The organism is Brotaphodocola sp. (assembly GCF_050873365.1).
GTDB lineage: Bacteria > Bacillota > Clostridia > Lachnospirales > Lachnospiraceae > Brotaphodocola.
Window position 1 is genome coordinate 1 of record NZ_JBNMIQ010000046.1, and the last position, 18,613, is coordinate 18,613.

General features: G+C 48.3%; 14 protein-coding genes and 1 pseudogene. 1 reads left to right on the forward strand and 14 read right to left on the reverse strand.

All coding sequences use genetic code 11. The features are described from left to right. Positions 1-88: 88 nt before the first annotated feature. The 12 genes and pseudogenes from ACR0QT_RS13880 to ACR0QT_RS13935 all read right to left on the reverse strand — a co-directional run bounded on the left by ACR0QT_RS13880 (position 89) and on the right by ACR0QT_RS13935 (position 12,975). Complete coding sequence (locus tag ACR0QT_RS13880) at positions 89-919, reverse strand: phage antirepressor KilAC domain-containing protein (protein WP_432631293.1); 831 nt, start codon at positions 917-919, stop codon at positions 89-91. Between the two features lie 434 nt (positions 920-1,353). After that, a complete protein-coding gene (gene rpsI, locus ACR0QT_RS13885; protein ID WP_308451972.1) occupies positions 1,354-1,746 on the reverse strand; it encodes a 30S ribosomal protein S9 in 393 nt (130 codons plus the stop codon). 25 nt (positions 1,747-1,771) lie between these two features. Beyond that, positions 1,772-2,200 carry a 50S ribosomal protein L13 gene (gene rplM, locus ACR0QT_RS13890; protein ID WP_308451961.1) on the reverse strand — a complete coding sequence of 143 codons (429 nt, stop codon included), beginning with the start codon at positions 2,198-2,200 and terminating at the stop codon, positions 1,772-1,774. A gap of 136 nt (positions 2,201-2,336) precedes the next feature. Beyond that, positions 2,337-3,746 (reverse strand): Na+/H+ antiporter NhaC, encoded by a 1,410-nt coding sequence (gene nhaC / locus ACR0QT_RS13895; RefSeq protein WP_432631294.1) that lies wholly within the window; start codon positions 3,744-3,746, stop codon positions 2,337-2,339. A gap of 607 nt (positions 3,747-4,353) precedes the next feature. Further along, positions 4,354-5,088 (reverse strand): annotated as a pseudogene (gene truA, locus ACR0QT_RS13900) (tRNA pseudouridine(38-40) synthase TruA); the annotation flags it as partial. Positions 5,089-5,288: 200 nt separating this feature from the next. Continuing rightward, positions 5,289-6,083, reverse strand: a complete 795-nt coding sequence (locus ACR0QT_RS13905; protein ID WP_432631295.1) for an energy-coupling factor transporter transmembrane component T family protein — start codon at positions 6,081-6,083, stop codon at positions 5,289-5,291. Further along, positions 6,080-6,967, reverse strand: a complete 888-nt coding sequence (locus tag ACR0QT_RS13910) for an energy-coupling factor transporter ATPase (protein ID WP_432631296.1) — start codon at positions 6,965-6,967, stop codon at positions 6,080-6,082. The genes ACR0QT_RS13905 and ACR0QT_RS13910 overlap by 4 nt, the downstream gene beginning before the upstream one ends. Before the next feature lie 102 nt (positions 6,968-7,069). Beyond that, entirely contained in the window at positions 7,070-8,002 is a 933-nt protein-coding gene (locus ACR0QT_RS13915; RefSeq protein ID WP_432631297.1) for an energy-coupling factor transporter ATPase, read from the reverse strand. 162 nt (positions 8,003-8,164) lie between these two features. Beyond that, the gene (locus ACR0QT_RS13920; protein ID WP_432631298.1) at positions 8,165-9,559 is read right to left on the reverse strand and encodes an MATE family efflux transporter; all 1,395 of its coding nucleotides are present in this window, start codon (positions 9,557-9,559) and stop codon (positions 8,165-8,167) included. A gap of 15 nt (positions 9,560-9,574) precedes the next feature. Next, the gene (locus ACR0QT_RS13925) at positions 9,575-10,081 is read right to left on the reverse strand and encodes a flavin reductase family protein (protein WP_432631299.1); all 507 of its coding nucleotides are present in this window, start codon (positions 10,079-10,081) and stop codon (positions 9,575-9,577) included. 317 nt (positions 10,082-10,398) lie between these two features. Beyond that, entirely contained in the window at positions 10,399-12,483 is a 2,085-nt protein-coding gene (locus ACR0QT_RS13930) for a heavy metal translocating P-type ATPase (protein ID WP_432631300.1), read from the reverse strand. 177 nt (positions 12,484-12,660) lie between these two features. Further along, positions 12,661-12,975: a DUF6110 family protein gene (locus ACR0QT_RS13935; RefSeq protein WP_432631301.1), complete on the reverse strand. Its 315-nt coding sequence runs from the start codon at positions 12,973-12,975 to the stop codon at positions 12,661-12,663. 741 nt (positions 12,976-13,716) lie between these two features. Here ACR0QT_RS13935 and ACR0QT_RS13940 point away from each other — a divergent pair. Continuing rightward, positions 13,717-14,916 carry a class I SAM-dependent rRNA methyltransferase gene (locus tag ACR0QT_RS13940; protein WP_432631302.1) on the forward strand — a complete coding sequence of 400 codons (1,200 nt, stop codon included), beginning with the start codon at positions 13,717-13,719 and terminating at the stop codon, positions 14,914-14,916. Positions 14,917-15,221: 305 nt separating this feature from the next. On the opposite strand, the gene ACR0QT_RS13945 is transcribed toward ACR0QT_RS13940, so the two are convergent. Together ACR0QT_RS13945 and ACR0QT_RS13950 are read right to left on the reverse strand one after the other, a co-directional pair. Further along, positions 15,222-16,250, reverse strand: coding sequence for a polysaccharide deacetylase family protein (locus ACR0QT_RS13945; RefSeq protein ID WP_432631303.1), 1,029 nt, complete (start codon positions 16,248-16,250; stop codon positions 15,222-15,224). Between the two features lie 634 nt (positions 16,251-16,884). After that, positions 16,885-18,339 (reverse strand): sugar transferase, encoded by a 1,455-nt coding sequence (locus ACR0QT_RS13950; protein ID WP_432631304.1) that lies wholly within the window; start codon positions 18,337-18,339, stop codon positions 16,885-16,887. Positions 18,340-18,613 lie beyond the last annotated feature (274 nt).

Below are 18,613 nucleotides of genomic sequence, written 5' to 3' on the forward strand. Positions count from 1 at the left end.
CGATCTTCGCTGTCCTCCCGGCGATGGTATTTGCCGGTATCCTGCATCATGCGTTCAAACGCCTGAAGGCGTCCCTCTGTAAAAAGCGTCATTCGATCACACCCCATTTCTTAAACAACTTGAAGAGATGATTCTTTCCCTTGCAGGTCACTCTCGTCTGCTGCACCAGCTTTCCGCTTCTGCCGTAGCAATCCCGGACAATAAAATAGCCCCTTGCAGATTTGTCTGCAAAAGGCATCAGCCAGCCGCTTGGACTGCGGTACAGATAGCGATGATCCAGTAAGAGAGCCACTGCCGTCTTCTCCGGGATTCCGATTTCCTTACAGAAATTCCGGATGCAGGTACAATCCTCCGAGTTCACAAAGGTGTCGAAGTAGTCTGCCTTGGGCTGTGCCGCATCCAGCTGTTTGCGGATACCCTCAAGCTGCTCCCTCTCGGCTACAAGCTCCTGCGCCAGGGTGTAGATGACCTCAGGATGCTGAATCACCTGATCCAAAATGGAATCACTCATATACACACCATGCTTGCGGATAGAAGGGAGAACTTCATCAAACACCCAGTGTTCAAACCGTTCTGCCGATGGCAGCTTGCTGTGAACGATCAGCCGGTAAACATCGCCTTCTGTGATAAAGGCGATTTCAACGACCTGCTCTCCAGCATCCCCATACTGATTCACCTTCTGAACGACCCCCTCGCGTTTCGTTAGGGGGCCTCTGCAATGGCGTTTCACTGCGGCGTAGGGATTCACATACCCCAACGCTTTCGCCACGTCGCTTGCACAGAAGAAGGTCTTGCCTGCCTCCTGTAACAAACGGATCGAACCAAACTCTTGTTTCTCAAACACCTCCATCATCTGCCTCGACTGTCCGCCATAACTGCCCACATCGGTGTCATGGGTCTTCTGATTGAAATCCGTCATACCTGTTACCTCCTACTCAAATTTGTCTCGCCGGATTTCGGGCGAAAAAAAATAGAGCCTCGACCCATTCTCGTTTTCAAAGAATGAGCCAAGGCTCTATGTAACAGGATACCTGATATTATTTTTTTGCAGAATTCGTCAGAACTCGCCAAACGATCCTGACACTGTTTTTCATTCCATTTCAGCCGGATTTTTACCGAAAATCTGTCAAAGATATGGGGCTAATTTCCCCTCCAAAATGGCCTTCTGTAAACCCATTTTCCCACCCATTAGGCTCAAAAATAGGCCGTAAACCCATGGTAAACCCATCAAAATGGGCTAATTTGAAGTCAAATTTCCTCAAATTTCACCATCGGAATCAGGTGATTTTAGGCATAGAAAAAGCCCGGAAAATGGCGTATTTCCGGGCTTTTTTAGCATTATTAAGCTGTAGATTATCGCTTGCTGAACTGAGGTGCGCGACGAGCGGCTTTGAGGCCGTACTTCTTTCTCTCCTTCATTCTCGGGTCTCTGGTAAGGAATCCAGCCTTCTTCAGAACCGGACGATACTCAGCGTCTGCCTGAAGCAGTGCTCTGGAGATACCGTGACGGATTGCACCAGCCTGGCCAGAAAAACCACCACCACGAACGTTAACCAGAACGTCGAACTTGTCGCTGGTCTCGGTTGCTACGAGCGGCTGACGAACAACCAGCTTCAGGGTCTCAAGACCTAAATACTGATCGATGTCTCTCTTGTTGATGGTAATCTTACCGGTTCCCGGTACAAGATATACTCTTGCGATAGATTTCTTTCTTCTTCCTGTTCCGTAATATTTGTTTGCCATGATAACTTCCTCCTTTCAGTACCTTTGATTAAAATTCCAGAACTTCCGGCTTCTGTGCTGCCTGCTCGTGATCCGGGCCTGCATATACATGAAGTTTGGTAATCATGCTTCTTCCCAAAGGTCCCTTCGGAAGCATTCCCTTAACTGCCAGCTCGATTACGCGCTCCGGCTTCTTAGCCATCATCTCGCGCAGGGTAGCCTCTTTCATGCCACCAACATAATCGGAATGGCTGTAATAAACCTTCTGATCCAGCTTCTTGCCGGTTACTTTCACTTTGTCTGCATTTACAACTACTACGTAGTCACCGCAATCGATGTGCGGGGTGTAGATCGGCTTATTCTTACCTCTTAATACTTTTGCTACTTCTGAAGCCAAACGTCCTAATGTATATCCGGTAGCATCTACTACATACCATTTTCTCTCAACTGTAGCTGGACTAGCCATAAAACTCTTCATTGGTTAACCTCCTGTTAAACATAAAAGATCTAAATTAAAACAAAACATATATTGTAAAATGCCTATTCCGGGGCTTGGCTTCAGCATTTCTACCTAACGTCACAGTTAAACATTATATTATACGAATCCTTTTGTGTCAAGCATTTTTTCCGCTTTTTACATGCTTGATGGAGATTCCGGTGAAACCGTAAAAAATACTGAAAAACGGCGTCAGATACAGCAGGAACAGATACGGGAAAAATGCGGACCATGCCACACCCAGAGTACCTGCCATGTATACACAATATCCGTGCCACGGAATCATCGGACCTGCCAGAGTTCCGGAATCCTCGAGGCTTCTCGAAAGAATCTCCGGTGCAATTCCTCTCTCCTTGAAGATCGGTGCCATCAGACGACCGGTCAGTACGTGAGCCATCGGCTGAGAACAGCTGATTAAGCTCGTCACATAGCCGACGAGAAGCGTTGCGGTGATCAGAGTTCCATCGTTGTGGATGCGATCGGTGATGACTTTAAGGATGTTTCCGAGAACGCCGAGTTTCTCAAGCATTCCGCCCATTCCGACTGCGAAGCTGATGATCGCGACATACTGCATCATACTGCTCATTCCGCCACGGTTCAGGATTGCCTTGAGAACCGCATCCTCGATTCCGGTCGTGTAACCGTTGTAAGCCACGCGGATGATGCTCTGAAGCGTGTTTCCCTGACAGAAGAAGGAAACGAGTCCCGCTACAAAAGCAGAAAGTCCGAGTGCAACAATTGAATTTACCTTGCACAGCAGTAACACAATAATCACAACTGCCGGAAGCAGAGTCACTGCGCCGAGATGGAACTCACCCTCAAGTGCCTGAATGTAAGTTCCGAGATCTCCCATCTCATATCCGCCTGCGGTCTGGCTGATTCCGAGAATCGTAAACAGCACAAGGCTGATCAGAAATGTCGGAAGCGTCGTCCACATCATCGCACGCACATGGTCGCTGAGCTTTGCGCCTGCAACTGCCGGAGCAAGGTTTGTCGTGTCGGAGAGCGGGCTTAACTTATCGCCGAACATCGCACCACAGATAACGGCTCCGGCAACCATTCCCGGATTCAGTCCCATCGCATTTCCGATTGCCATCATTGCCACACCGGCACTTCCGGCAGAACCGTAGGACGTTCCGGTTACAAGGCTTAAGACTGCACAGAAAATCAATGTCAACGGCAGAAGCCAGGTCGGATTGATCATTTTCAGACCACCCACAATGATCGTCGCGATCGTACCGCTCTGAAGCCAGGTTCCGATCATCACGCCGATCGCCATCAGCAGACACAGCGTCGGAACTACGACACGGATTGCATCGTAGGCACCGCCGACAACCTCATCATAATTGATCTTTAATACCTTACAGAACACATAGACGATGATCCAGCTTGCGAAAAGACCGATCATCGGACCACCCGTTTTCAGGCGAATGCAGACCGCAACTGCACACACAATGAGAACCAATAACAGCAACGACTGAAATCCATTAAGTGTCTTTTCACTTGTTTTCTTCGTTTGTTCTCCCATACTATCACATTCCCTCCATTCTCTTTTGTTTAACTTTGCCCCGGTAGTACTATATAAAACATGTCTAAAACAACACAAGACTCTGTTTTAGACACATTCTACTCGTTTTCTTTTACCTGTTTCCTTTTACTCGTTTTCTTTTACCTGTTTCCTTTTACTCGTTTTCTTTTACTCATTTCTTCCTTCTATCTATTTGATATGGGACTGCTCCTTTGCGCTATTCCTTTGCATCCACGGCGCAATACCATGCCGGGAACGAATCCACACGCCTCTCCGCCATACACGAGATCTCCATCATCGCCATATTTTCCTCATCGCTGAGCAGGGACATCGCTGATCCCATCTGTTCCGGTTCAAGCGCATGAATTTTATAATACCCGTACTGATCGCCCTCACACAGACGATCTTTCTCCAAATCGATCAGCAGAACCTTCCTCGCTCCGTTCTGGAACGCATGGTGGATGTTCCGGCGAAGCAGACGCTCCCACTCCTCATCGAGACAGCGCTCCACAAGGAAATACGCCAGCTTCTCCTCCTTGATATGGGACTGCAAAATATCGTAATTCCACTGTAAATTTTCGCTGTAATGCCACGGTGGAAGTTCTTTCTCGTACTCCATACTCACAAGCGTCAGCCCATGTGCAACCGCAGTCTGTCCGGCCTGTCTGCGATCTCTCGCCTCAAGAATCGTCACGACATGCTCCGGCGGATAGACTCCCATTCCGACTTTCATCAGCGTGCCCGCAATGATTCGCACCATATTATAGAGGAAACCGCTTCCGCTGATGCGAATCGTGATCATGTCATCCTGCTTTGTGACACTCAGGCTGTAAATCGTCCGGATCGTATCCTCCGCCTGCGTCCGCGTCGTGCAAAAGCTCTTGAAATCATGCTCTCCGACGAGATAATTGCCCGCCTCCTGCATCCGCTCCACATCGAGCGGAAAATAGCAGAAATGCGCATACAATCTCTCGAGAGGCATCGCAATCTTTCGATTTAAAATCTTGTACTCATACGTCTTCGTACAGTTGGCTTTTCGCGGATGCCAGTCCGCCGGAACCTCCTCCGAGGACTGAATCCGAATGTCATCCGGAAGTCTCGCATTCAGCGCAAAACAGATTTTTTCCGGTGCCATGCGATTTTCTGTGTCAAACACAGCGATATTTCCCCGCGCATGAACGCCAGAATCCGTCCGGCTCGCCCCGATCACAGTGATCGGCTCTCTCAACAGATCCGTCAGCGCACGGTTGAGCATCTCCTCGATCGTGACTCCGTTTGGCTGAAGTTGCCATCCCCTGTAATTCGTGCCGTCATACGCCACTACAAGTTTGATTCGTTTCATCCTGTCCTTTCTCTTCCCCCAATCTCTTTCTCTGATAGGACAAACGCCTGGAACTCAGACTGCCGTCCTCTCTGACATCCGAATTCCAGGCGCATCGCCTTTCTGTCTACATTTTTCGTTTGATCATTTTTTATTCGATCGTTTTTTATTCGATCGTTTTTTATTCGATCGTTTTTCTCCTGATCTTCGCTCTGTCTCTCCTATTTTCTCAGAAGAATCACGAACACAAGATAAACCACATACACGAGATAGGCGATTCGGTCTCTCTTCTCATATTTGAGAGGTTTCATCTTCGTTCGACCCTCTCCACCGTGATAACAGCGCGCCTCCATCGCCATCGCCAGATCCGTCGCACGGCGGAACGCGGAGATGAACAGCGGTACGAGAAGCGGAACCATGCTCTTTGCCTTCTGAATCAGATTACCCGTCTCAAAATCAGCTCCGCGCGCCATCTGCGCCTTCATGATCTTATCCGTCTCCTCCACGAGAATCGGGATAAAACGGAGCGCAATCGACATCATCATTGAGATCTCATGAACCGGAACACCGACTTTGTTTAAAAATCCAAGACTTCTCTCAAGACCATCCGTCAGCTCATTCGGCGTTGTCGTCAGCGTCATGATCGAGGAGCCGAGCACAAGGTAGATCAGGCGAAGCGCCATGAATCCTGCGGTTCTCAAGCCTTCCCATGTCAGCTTCAAAAATCCGATCTGGAAAATCGGCTCGCCGGGTGTCAGAAACATATTGAAGCTGACACTGATCAGAAGCAGAAACACAACTGCCTTGAGTCCGCGAACAATGAATTTAAACGGCACTTTCGATGTCCGAACTGCCAGAATCAAAAAGACCGTCGCCACTCCGTAAGCAACGATGCTGTTCGCAAGAAACAGAGAAATAATAAATACCATCGTTCCGAACAGCTTGGTACGAGGGTCCATCCGATGAATCACCGAATCCACCGGATAATACTGCCCTAATGTAATATCTCTTATCATTCTGCTTTATCCTTACCCTTCTCTTCCTTCTCTTCTGCCTTGCCGAGAAGTGCAAGAATTGCATCTCTCGCCTCCTCCACGGTGATCAGATCCGGATCAACCGGAACGCCGTGATCTCTCAGCTCATGGATGATGTAAGTAATCTGAGGAGCTGCCAGACCGATCTTCTCGAGTTCCCGATAATGATGGAACACTTTTCTCGGCGGTCCGTCAAACACTTTCTCGCCGTGATTCATCACCATGATTCGGTCCGCATAGCGGGCAATGTCCTCCATGCTGTGAGAGACGAGGATGATCGTCATGTGCTTGTCTCTGTGAAGCGCTGTGAGCTCATCGAGGATCTCGTCTCGCCCCTTCGGATCAAGACCTGCTGTCGGCTCATCGAGAATCAGAACCTCTGGCTTCATCGCAAGCACACCGGCGATCGCGACACGTCGCTTCTGACCACCGGAAAGCTCAAACGGGGACTGCTCCCAGAACTTCTCATCGAGTCCAACCTGACGAAGCGCATCCTTCGCGCGCTCCTCGACCTCCTCCTTTGAGAGTCCCTGATTCTTCGGTCCAAAGCAGACATCCGAGAACACATCCACCTCAAAGAGCTGGTGCTCCGGATACTGGAAAACCAGTCCGACCTTACTGCGCAGGGCGCGCATGTCGTATCCCTCGCCGTAAATATTTTCTCCGTTATAATAGATCGCTCCACTGCTCGCCTTCAGCAGTCCGTTCAAATGCTGGATCAGCGTGGATTTTCCGGAACCCGTGTGACCGATGAGTCCGACAAACTCTCCGTCCTGAATCTCAAAGTTCACATCGCGCAGGGCATACTGCTCGTAGACGGTGCCCTCTCCATAAATATGATTCAAATGTTCTGCTCGGATTGACATCTATTCTTCTCCTTCCAGCGTTACTGTTCACGCATTGCGCAAACAGCAACTGATTTTGCCGATGCTTCGCATTCCAAATCGGCAAAATCTATTACCACCACGTTATTTTACGGCACTTTCGTTTTCAACAGTGCCTGCCTCCGGACCGTAACCTTCCAGTTTCACCTGATCCGGAAAGCGTTTTTTCATCAGTGGAAGAAGGGCTTTCATAAATTCCTCACGGCTGAGAATTCCATCCGGAAGATCGACTCCTGCCTTCTTCAACTCCCACGCAAGCTCAGTCACCTGCGGAACATCCAGACGATAGGACTTTAACTCCTGCACATGGGAGAAAATCTCTTTCGGAGTTCCGTCCATCACAAGTTTTCCGTCGTCCATAACGATCACGCGGTCTGCATCAATGACTTCTTCCATGTAGTGCGTGATCAGAAGAATCGTGATGTTCTCCTTCTTATTTAATTCGTGAAGCGTCGCAATGACTTCTTTTCTTCCGTTCGGATCAAGCATCGCCGTCGGCTCATCAAGAATGATACACTGAGGTTTCATCGCCATGACTCCGGCAATCGCCACACGCTGTTTCTGACCGCCCGAGAGCTTGTTCGGGGACTTCAAGCGGTACGCTGTCATTCCAACCGCCTCAAGGCTCCTGTCAACGCGCTTCCAGATCTCATCCGTCGGAACCCCGAGGTTCTCCGGTCCAAAGCCGACATCCTCCTCAACAATGTTTCCGATAATCTGGTTGTCCGGATTCTGGAAAACCATTCCCGCTGTCTTTCGGATGTCCCAGATATGGCTCTCGTCCGACGTGTTCATATCAGACACCCACACGGTTCCTCCGCTCGGAAGAAGGATTCCGTTGATCTGTTTTGCAAATGTGGATTTTCCGGAACCATTGTGTCCCAGAACCGCCACAAAATCTCCCTTTTTGATATCCACAGTCAGCTGATCGATGGCACGGTTGACTTCTTCCACGTGCTCATCTTCATCTCTCCGGATGTATTCATATATCAGTTTGGAAGCTCGGATGATGCCCATAGCAAAGCCTTCCTTTCCACATTGTTATTGTCAACCTGATCGGTTTTTCCACTTTACATTTACATTCGTTTCTCAATTTTATGTCATATCCTGCCTGCCGTCAAGTGCTTTTCCACAAACACTCTGCCCAGAATTCTCCAATCATTACGGTTCACGCATTGCTCAAACAACAACGGATTCTTTTTCCTTTTCTTTGCGGTCAAGTTCCTTGAAAATTCCACTCATGACGATCACCGAGAGAAGCAGGGTAAAGAGATCCGCGATCGGCTGAGCCGCCTGAATTCCGAGAAGTCCCCAGAAATGAGTCCCAATCAGAAGAATCGGAATCAGGAAGAGTCCCTGTCTCGCAATCGCAAGGATTGTGGCGCGCACACCAAATCCGATCGACTGTGACATCATGTTGCTCATCGTCAAATACCCATTCATCCACATCGTCAAAATCTGAAGGCGAAGCGCAAGTGTTCCGATTGCAATAACCTCCGGGTCATTTCGTCTGAACATCATAATCACCGGCTTTGACACAAAAAATCCTCCGATACAGATCACAAGCAGAATTGTTGTCGTGAACTTCACGCAGAACCAGAATGCCTCCTTCACACGGCGATATTTGCCAGCTCCAAACGAGAACGCGCACAGAGGCTGAAAGCCCTGACCGAAACCAATGACCGCAGAGTTTACAAGAAAGACAAGGCGGTTTACAATCGCCATCGCCGCGATCGACGCATCTCCGAACGGGTGAGCCGTCGTGTTTAAAATGACGGTCGCAATGCTCGCCATTCCTTGACGCGACAAGGATGGCAGTCCACCGTTGATCACCTGACCATACAGATGAAGCGATGGGCGGAAATTCTTAAATCGAATCGGGATACAGCCCTTGCCACGATTACACTGATAGAGCAGAATGCAGAAACTCACAACCTGAGAAAATCCGGTCGCAATCGCGGCTCCGGAAGTCCCGAGTCCAAATCCGAAAATCAGGATCGGGTCGAGAACCATGTTGAGGATTCCGCCCGTCGTGATTCCAATCATCGCGAGGGAGGCAAGTCCCTGAAGACGCAGGAGGTTGTTCATGATAAATGAGCACATCATAAACGGAGTCGCAAGGAAAATAAAGCGCGCATACTCCACCGCATACGGTTTGATCGTCTCCGTCGAGCCGAGGAGCATGACAATCTCATCGATCCGGAACAGGCAGACAATGCCAAGCACAGTCCCGATAATCAATCCCGTAAAAAACGCTGTTGAGACGACGATCTCACCCTCTCTCTGGTCTCCACCTCCGAGACAGCGCGCCATATAGTTTCCGCTTCCCATTCCGATCGTAAACGCAATCGCCTGAATGATCGCCATCGCCGAGAAAATGATCCCGACTGCGCCGGAAGCACTCGTTCCAAGCTGGCTCACAAAAAAAGTGTCTGCCATGTTGTAAATCGCACTGATCATCATGCTGATGATCGTCGGCACAGCAAGGCGCGGAATTACCTTTCGGACATCCCCTTCAATCAGCATCTCACGCCTGTTTTTCTGGTGTTGTTTTTCCTCGTCCGCAACCCCCATAATTTCTCCTTCCCCTTATACGCGCTTGAGAACCTTTACGATTTCTCCCATGTACATCGTGTGGTAATCCTTCTCCGGATACCATTTCGTGTCATTTTCCTTCTCATCAAAGCACTCTGGTTTCATCTCCTGATGATACTGTTTCTTGCACACAAAAATCAGATCGGCCTCCTCAACTGCCGTCGTTCCATCGACATAGTACGGATGAAGGCCGGAAGCCGACCACTTATCTCCGTCACGTCCGGACACGCTTCCGCACACGCTCAACGCCTTGCGGTATTCTTCCGGCAGGAAGGAAAGTGTAAAATACTCATTTGCATCGACAAACTCCTTTGTGTAGCGCTGAGGACGAATGTATGCGGTCGCGATGTTCTTTCCCCACATAATGCCAAGACCGCCCCAGCTTGCCGTCATCGTATTGCTCTTCTTCTCATCTCCGGCTGTAATCAGCATCCACTCTTTCTGAATCTTATGAAACGGATTAAACTCCAGACTGTCAATCGAAATCTCCTGAAATCCCATGATTTTTCCTCCTTATTCTCTCCACACATGTGCCGAATCTTGTAAGATCCGGTGTCATTCTATCATTATATAGCAGACTCGCGTTTTTGGCAATGCGCACAAAAATACGGCTGTACAAGGTCCCCCCCTGAACAGCCGTATCTCTGATTTTTTTGATTTTCCGGTTTTTTCAATTTTTCGACTAATGCGCTCAACGCGCATAGCAAACCACATGTGTTTTGTCTGCCCCGCACCGATAATTTCGACCCATTGGCACGAGGGTACTTTTTCCGGGTGATTTTTCCATCACCCGATTCCATGACAAATGATGGATTGGATTACTCCTGCTCCTCGATCAGGTTCGTCATACTCTTCAAGCTGATCGCAAGCGTGGAAGTGTTGTGCAGAAGTGCCGACGTTGTCGGAGCAAGGATTCCGCCCACACCCAAGAGAATCAGTCCAAGGTTGAAGCTGATGACGAAACGATAGTTGGAGTGAATTCTCTTCATCAGGCAGTTGCTCAGCTGTTTGAGAATCACAAGCTGTGCGAGGTCATCCTCAGAAACCGTCACATCCGCAATCTCTCGTGCGATCTCTGCACCCTCGCTGATTGCAACACCGACATCTGCGGCAGAGAGTGCCGGGGAATCGTTGATGCCATCACCTACCATGATAACCTTGTGACCATTCTTCTTCGCTTCCTCAACATAGTGAGCCTTATCCTCCGGCAGAACCTCGGAATAATACTCATCCACGCCGACTCTGCGCGCAATCGCACGGGCGGTGCGCTCGCTGTCGCCGGTCATCATGACAAGTTTCTTGATGCCTGCCTCTCGAAGCTGACGCAGAACTACCTCTGCCTCCGGGCGAAGCGGATCTTCGATACAGATTACAGCTACGAGCTCTCCGCCGATTGCCATGTACAGGTGAGAATACTCCTCCGGAAGTGCATCAAACTTCGCCTGACCATCCACCGGAATCACACACTTCTCATCCTCAAATACGAAGTGATGGCTTCCGATCACGACGCGCTCGCCATTGATCTGGCTTGCAATTCCGTGTGCAACGATATACTCCACTTTCGTGTGCATCTCATCGTGAACGAGGTGTCTGCTCAGAGACTCCTGAACAACTGCATTTGCCATCGAGTGCGGGAAATGCTCCTCAAGGCAGGCTGCGATTCTGAGCATCTCATTCTTATCTCTGTCTCCAAAGGTCACAATGTCAACAACAACCGGCTTTGCCTTGGTCAGAGTACCTGTCTTATCGAAGACGATCGTATCTGCATCAGCAACTGCCTCCATGAACTTTCCACCCTTTACGGTGATGTGATGAACGTTTGCCTCACGGATTGCAGAGAGCACAGCGAGTGGCATTGCAAGCTTGAGTGCGCAGGAGAAATCTACCATCAGGATAGACAGTGCCTTCGTCGCATTGCGAGTCAGCAGGTAGGTCAGAGCCGTACCACCGAGACTCCACGGAACAAGCGCATCTGCAAGGTTCTCTGCCTTACCCTCTACGGAAGACTTCAGTTTCTCGGACTCCTCGATCATCGTGACGATTCGCTCAAAGCGCGTAGAACCGGCTGCCTTCTTGACGCAGATCGTGATCTCGCCCTCCTCAAGAGCGGTTCCGGCATAGACGTAGGAACCCTTCTCCTTCTTAACCGGAATGGACTCGCCTGTCATCGATGCCTGGTTGACCATCGCCTCGCCCTCTACAACGATACCGTCAAGCGGGATCATCGTTCCAACATGAACGAGAACCTCATCGCCTTCTTTTACCTGAGAGATCGGAACGAGAACCTCGGTGCCGTCTGCCTTCAGCCATACCTTGCTGACATTTAAGGACATGCTTCGTGCCAGATCGCCAACGGACTTCTTGTGCGTCCACTCCTCAAGCAGTTCTCCGATTCCAAGCAGGAACATAACAGAACCTGCGGTATTGAAGTCTCTTCTCAGAATCGAAACCGTGATTGCCGTCGCATCGAGAACCTCAACCTCCAGCTTGCGCTTCCACAGGCATTTGATTCCCTTGATGATGTAGCGAACTGCCTTGATTCCCGTATAAACCGCACGAACCGGTGCCGGAAGAACGGTCTGAGTCACAATTCGTGTGCAGACTCTCTGAATCAGCTTTTCCTTATACTCTGCATTCAGCTCTCTTCCGCTGTTCTTCGGAACGATCTCCTCGAGCTGATTGTCCTGATAGCTGAATTTCTGCAATCCTTCCAGAATGTCTTTTCTGTCTCCGCTATAACAGATCACAGCATCCGCTGTCCGCTCATATACCTTTGCCAGAGTTACTCCCGGCAGATTTTCCAGATAATATGCCAGAATATCCGCTTCCCGCATCGTCATGTTTTTCTGCCACATATGCACGCGGATTCGTCCGGCAAGCTCATGTTTTACTGCAAATTTCATGTTGTTCTCTCTTTCTCCTTCTGCACAGTTACGATTCCCAATTCACGCATATCACACAGTCAATCCCATCAGCGACGAATTTTGCATCATTTGCATAAAAGAGGGGGCAATGTACGCCCCATTGTGCGACAGCCCCCTTTTTCCGTCTGATTCCAAGCGATTGCCCGTCTGCCGTGATTACTCTTCCTCAGCAGTCTCCTCGGTAGCAGTCTCAGCCTCTGCCTCTTCGCTCTCGTCCTCGAATACAACGTTCTCTGCCTCTGCACGCTGACGGTTGATCTCCTTAGCCTCTGCCAGGATGTCCTCAGCATTCTCCTGAATGTTGGTAGCAGTGTTCATTACGCAATCCTTAGCGCGCAGACCAGCTGCCAGGCAGTTGATGTAGCACTTCTTTGCATCGCTGCTTCCCAGAACCTTCATACCAGCAGTTCCGAACAGAACGCCACCTGCAAATAAACCAATCTTCTTTACGCAATCTACACTAATCTTCATGATAAAATCCTCCTTCTTTATAAGACCAATTATTTTTCATTTTTCGGGGTTCGTCTCTCTTATTTTTTATCTGTGCTTATATCCAGTATAAACTGTCATCGCCAGACAAAACATCATCGCCCAGGCCCAGAATCTGTGTTGCTTCATCCTTCTCTCACACCTCTCTTCTGTCACCCAAAACGGCAGTGATTTTTCGGTTTGTCCGAACCGTTAAACAGATGTTAACACTCAATATCCCTGTTAGTCAAGCCCAACTTTTATCAATAGAAACTGTTGTTTTTTGCTAACTATTATGTTGTTTTTCGCTAACCGCTATGTTATTTTTTGCTAACCATTTCGGCAACGATTGGGACGCGTATTTTTTCCAAATTTTCTGGTCTTTCTGTTTTTTTCCCTTCCTTCTTCCTCTGTTTTTCTTTACAGTCCCCGCAATTCTGTACTATAATATTTCAAAGTATGGATCGATGAAGGAATCATCTATTTATCACTCGTAACTATTCAGTACCTTCATAGTTACGGGCAAAAATCCATTCCAGATCGGCTACGCCGATGGGATTTTGCCTTCTAGCCTATGTTTTCTTACGGTCAGCGCAACAAGTGCGCAGACCTAATGAACAGTTACTATCAACCAATGCAACACAGAAACAGATCAGCCAATAGATCAACAAAAAAGATCAACGGAACAGGGAACAAATAGGAAAACAAAAAAAACGAATAAACAAGACAAAGGAGATTATTTTCATGGCAACAGTCATTCTGAAAAAGGGCGAGGGCCGTACCATCAAAGCCGGCGGCGCCTGGATTTACGATAATGAAATCAACGAGATCAAGGGTGATTACGAGAACGGAGATCTCGTTCATGTAGAAGATTTTGACGGATACCCGATGGGTCAGGGTTTCATCAACACCCGCTCCAAAATCACCGTCCGCATGATGACACGGCGCAAGGATACCGTGATCGACGATGCTTTTCTTGAGATGCGCGTGCGCAATGCATGGGAATACCGCAAATCCACGGTCGACACCTCCAGCTGTCGTCTGATCTTTGGTGAGGCAGACTTTCTTCCGGGACTCGTCGTGGACAAATTCTCTGACGTTCTCGTCGTGGAGTCTCTCGCACTCGGCATCGACCGCCTGAAGCTGAAAATTCTTGATCTTCTGAAAAAGGTGCTCGCTGAGGATGGAATCGCAATCCGCGGAATCTACGAGCGAAGCGACGCAAAAGTTCGTCTTCAGGAGGGAATGGAGCGTTTCAAGGGATTTATCGGCGAGCCATTTGACACGAAAGTTGAGATCATTGAGAACGGCGTTCACTATATGGTAGACGTTCAGGATGGTCAGAAGACAGGTTTCTTCCTCGATCAGAAGTACAACCGTCTTGCGATCCAGCGTCTCTGCCCGGGCAAAAAGGTGCTCGACTGCTTTACCCACACAGGCTCTTTTGCTTTGAATGCAGGAATCGCTGGTGCTTCCTCCGTACTCGGTGTGGACGCATCCGAACTTGGTGTTGCACAGGCTGAGGAGAATGCTTCCTTAAATGGTCTCTCCGATCGCGTTAAATTCACCTGCGCAGATGTCTTTGATCTTCTGCCACAGTTAGAGGCACAGGGTGAGCAGTATGACGTTGTCATCCTCGATCCGCCTGCCTTTACAAAGTCCCGCAATTCAATCAAGAATGCCGTCAAGGGCTACCGCGAGATCAACCTGCGCGGAATGAAGCTCGTCAAGGACGGCGGTTATCTTGCTACCTGCTCCTGCTCTCACTTCATGGACCCGGAGCTCTTTGCAAAGACGATCCGCGAGGCAGCTGCCGGAGTTCACAAACGCCTGCGCCAAGTTGAGTATCGCACCCAGGCAGCAGATCATCCGATCCTGTGGGAGAAAGACCAGTCTTCTTATTACCTGAAGTTCTATATTTTCCAGGTATGTGATGAGAAATAAGGAAAGGCTCTAACGGCTCAGACGACGAGTAAAGTCATGCAAACTCGCTCTCGCTCCGGGTTCGACGTAGCGGTGCATAAGACTGCAAACTACGCAGTCTAAGCACCGACGTCTCACACGGGTTTGCCTGCACTTTCTCGTCTCTTCGCCCTGCTCACAAAACTCTTAAAAGAATCCTTGTTCACGCAAAAATCCTTATACTAAAAAAACATGAGAACACCACACACATTGTGGTATCCCCATGTTTTTTAATAACTCTGTACTTATCAAATCCCTTTATTGTAAAAAAATATTATTAACTTTCTTTACCGAAACTCAGAATATAAATGTCCTGCCTGAAGGCTCTTTCCTCTCGCATTTGCCATCTCGGTGACTGTCACCATCTGAAATCCTCTACGGGCAAGCTCCGGCACGATTCGCTCCACAGCATCTGCGGTTGAGGTATAAAGCTCATGCATCAGAACAATATCTCCATCTTTGACATGATTTAAGACGGCAGATGTTGTCTTATCAGCATTTCTTGTCTTCCAATCAAGCGTATCCACACTCCACTGAATCATCGGCATATGCGTGTTTGCAACAACTGTCGCATTATGATTTCCTCCCGGAAGTCGAAGAAGTGTCGGGCGAACTCCACAGGCACTCTCTATCGCATCATTTCCTCGGTTAACTTCTTCCTGAATCTGTCCTGCTCCAAGTTTCTGAAGATATTTGTGATTCATCGTATGATTTGCAACCTCATGTCCCTCTGCAACCATTCTCTGAATCTCCGTCTTATAAGATCCTGCACGGCTTCCAACCATAAAGAAGGTTGCTTTTCCTCCATACTGTGCCAGACAATCCATAATCCGGTTACCGACAGATGGCTGAGGACCATCATCAAATGTCAGTGCCACCATAGGCTTCGACGGATCAATCTGTCGTCCCGTGCTTGTCTGATCCTGTGTTTCCTCCGTTGCAGAAGCTGTTGTATCCTCAGCTGGCTGAGACTCCCCGGTCGATGTCTCACTCACCGTCTGATCATCCTGTGTAGCTTCACTTTGTACTTCATCCGTCTGCGTATCCTCAGACTTTGTACTCTCCCCCATTGTAATCACACGAGAAGTTGTCTGCTCCTGCGGTGCTGATCCAACGCTCGCCTGCTCACTCATCGAAACCGTACTTTCAGAACTCTCCGGTGTATTTCCGAGACTAACCTCACCCTGCGCTTCTGCAGACGTTCCTGTTGTCACACCCTGTCCAACTGTAATCACAGCAGAACTCGCCCAAGCCGGCTGAACAGCAATCATGGCACATACTGCTGTTGCCAACATCATTTTCTTCCATTTTCTCATAAATAAACTCCTCCTGAAATTTTAATTATCATTGCCTATATACCGTACAATCGACAATAAACTCCCGCAAAACATTCCCCCACTTCTTCTCTCAAGCATACCACAAATCTCAATAAAAGCCTAGCGTATGTATAGAATTTTACGTTTCCTCTTACTTTCCTTCTTCCACTTTCTCTCAATAAATTTTAGAGAACATACTTTATCCATTTCATAAATCTTTTTATGTTCACTTACTTTCAAAAAAATTTAAGTCACCACCTACGGATCATATACCTTTGCGTGGGGCGAGGCGGTGGGAAAGTGCAGGCAAACCCGTGTGAGACGTCGGTGCTTAGGTCACGTATTTTGTGACCTTATGCACCGCTACGTCGAACCCGGAGCGAGAGCGAGTTTGCATGACTTTACCCACCTGCCGAGCCCCCTATTCCCTTTATTCCGCTTTTCCCTCTACATAGCTTAAAATGACTACACAATCATTCCAACGAAACATTAAATTAATCACTAATCAAACCAATCTCGTGCCACCACCTTCTTAACGTCGATTTAAAAGCACAAAAAAGCAGACACAATCCAGAATTTTCTCCTGAATCATGTCTGCTTTTCGCTTAAAACCTTATTCTTACAAATCTTAATCTTACATCGAACCCTCTTTTTTGAACACAACCAGAACGGTCTTGATCAAAATTCTGAGATCCAGTCCCATGCTCCACTCGCGGATGTACTTCGTATCCAGCTTTACAACATCCTCAAAATCCGTGATATTGCTTCGACCGCTTACCTGCCACATTCCCGTTACCCCCGGGCGCATTGCCAGACGTGCGCGGTGATGAAGATCATACTTATCCCACTCATCGACTGTCGGCGGACGCGTTCCAACCAGACTCATATCGCCTTTCAGCACATTAAAGAACTGCGGGAACTCATCGAGACTCCAGTCACGAATATAGTTTCCAACACCCTTCTTGATCGTTCCATCCGGAAGTTTCTTTGTTCCGATGATACGCGGATCCCAGTCAAGCTTGAACATAAAACCATCCTTGACACGGTTCTGTGCCATCAGCTCTTTCTTGCGCTCCTCCGCATCCATATACATACTGCGGAACTTGTACATCTTAAACTTCTTACCATTCTTTCCCACACGAACCTGAGAGAAGAATACCGGTCCCGGAGACTGGCTCTTGATCGCCGGAGCAAGGAACAGATACAGAATTCCTGTGATCAGGCAACCTGCCAGACCACCTGCGATATCCATTGCACGCTTCAAGAACGCCTGCATCGGAGTTGCACAGTTGATACTCGTCGTCAGCACAGTATAAATGCCAAACCGCTCCACGAACTGAATGCGGTCAGAGAAATCCTCCGACTTCGCAAGTCTTAAATGAACGACAACACCCATCTCCATAAACTGATCCATCAGCTTCTTCGGGCGCTCCTGTCCATCCGGAATATTTAAGAAGACCTCATCCACCCATTCTCGGCAGACATACTCTGCGACGGTATTCTTATTTGCAACAACCGGAATATCCCCGTCAAGCATATCTCCGACACGGTCCGCATCGAGAATCACGACACCGGCAATCTTGAATCCATCATAATTGTGATTGCGGATATTCGTAACCACCTGATCGACCATGCTGTTGACCGTCACAATGATCAGGGAACGTTTCGTCGAATCTGCCATATAGGCAAGAACCATCTTCTTCCAGAGAATTCTTGTGACAAAGCTCAGGACTGCATACATAATCGCAATCATCAGCATCACATACCGGGAGTAGATCGAACTCTCCTTCGTCACAAACAGATAAAACGCCGTCATCAAAATCACAAGACAGACATGTTTTAACGTCGCCGTGAACTCGGAATAATAACCTCGCTTGAGAACATTTTTCATCGTCAGGAAAAACGCCATCACACACATATCAATAAGCAACATTGCAAGGTTTGTTGTCAAATAAATGCTGTCCCCATACGCCGTGATTCCACCATGCCGAATCGCATAGGCAACCAGATAGGCAATCTGGAGACAACAGAGATCAAGCGCAGCAAAGTCGAGATGCTTTAGCCAACCCTGCGTCTTTCTCTTGTACATAGCTTTTACCCTCCCCCCTAATTTTTTCTAATTCCTATATTTTCCTATATTTTTATATTTCTGTATAAGAAGTGATCTCTTGTCACTTCCTCGATAGACCAACCTTATTTGATAAAAATTCTCTTTTAACAAAGGGCTCTATGTCAATAGTTGGGGTGGGATTCATGAGAATCCTACTCCATTCCTGACATCAGAGCCATTTTTATATACAGCTCTGATACATCCTGTTTTTGGGCATGCCAAATAAGCCTCCCTCATTTACCGACCAATTTAA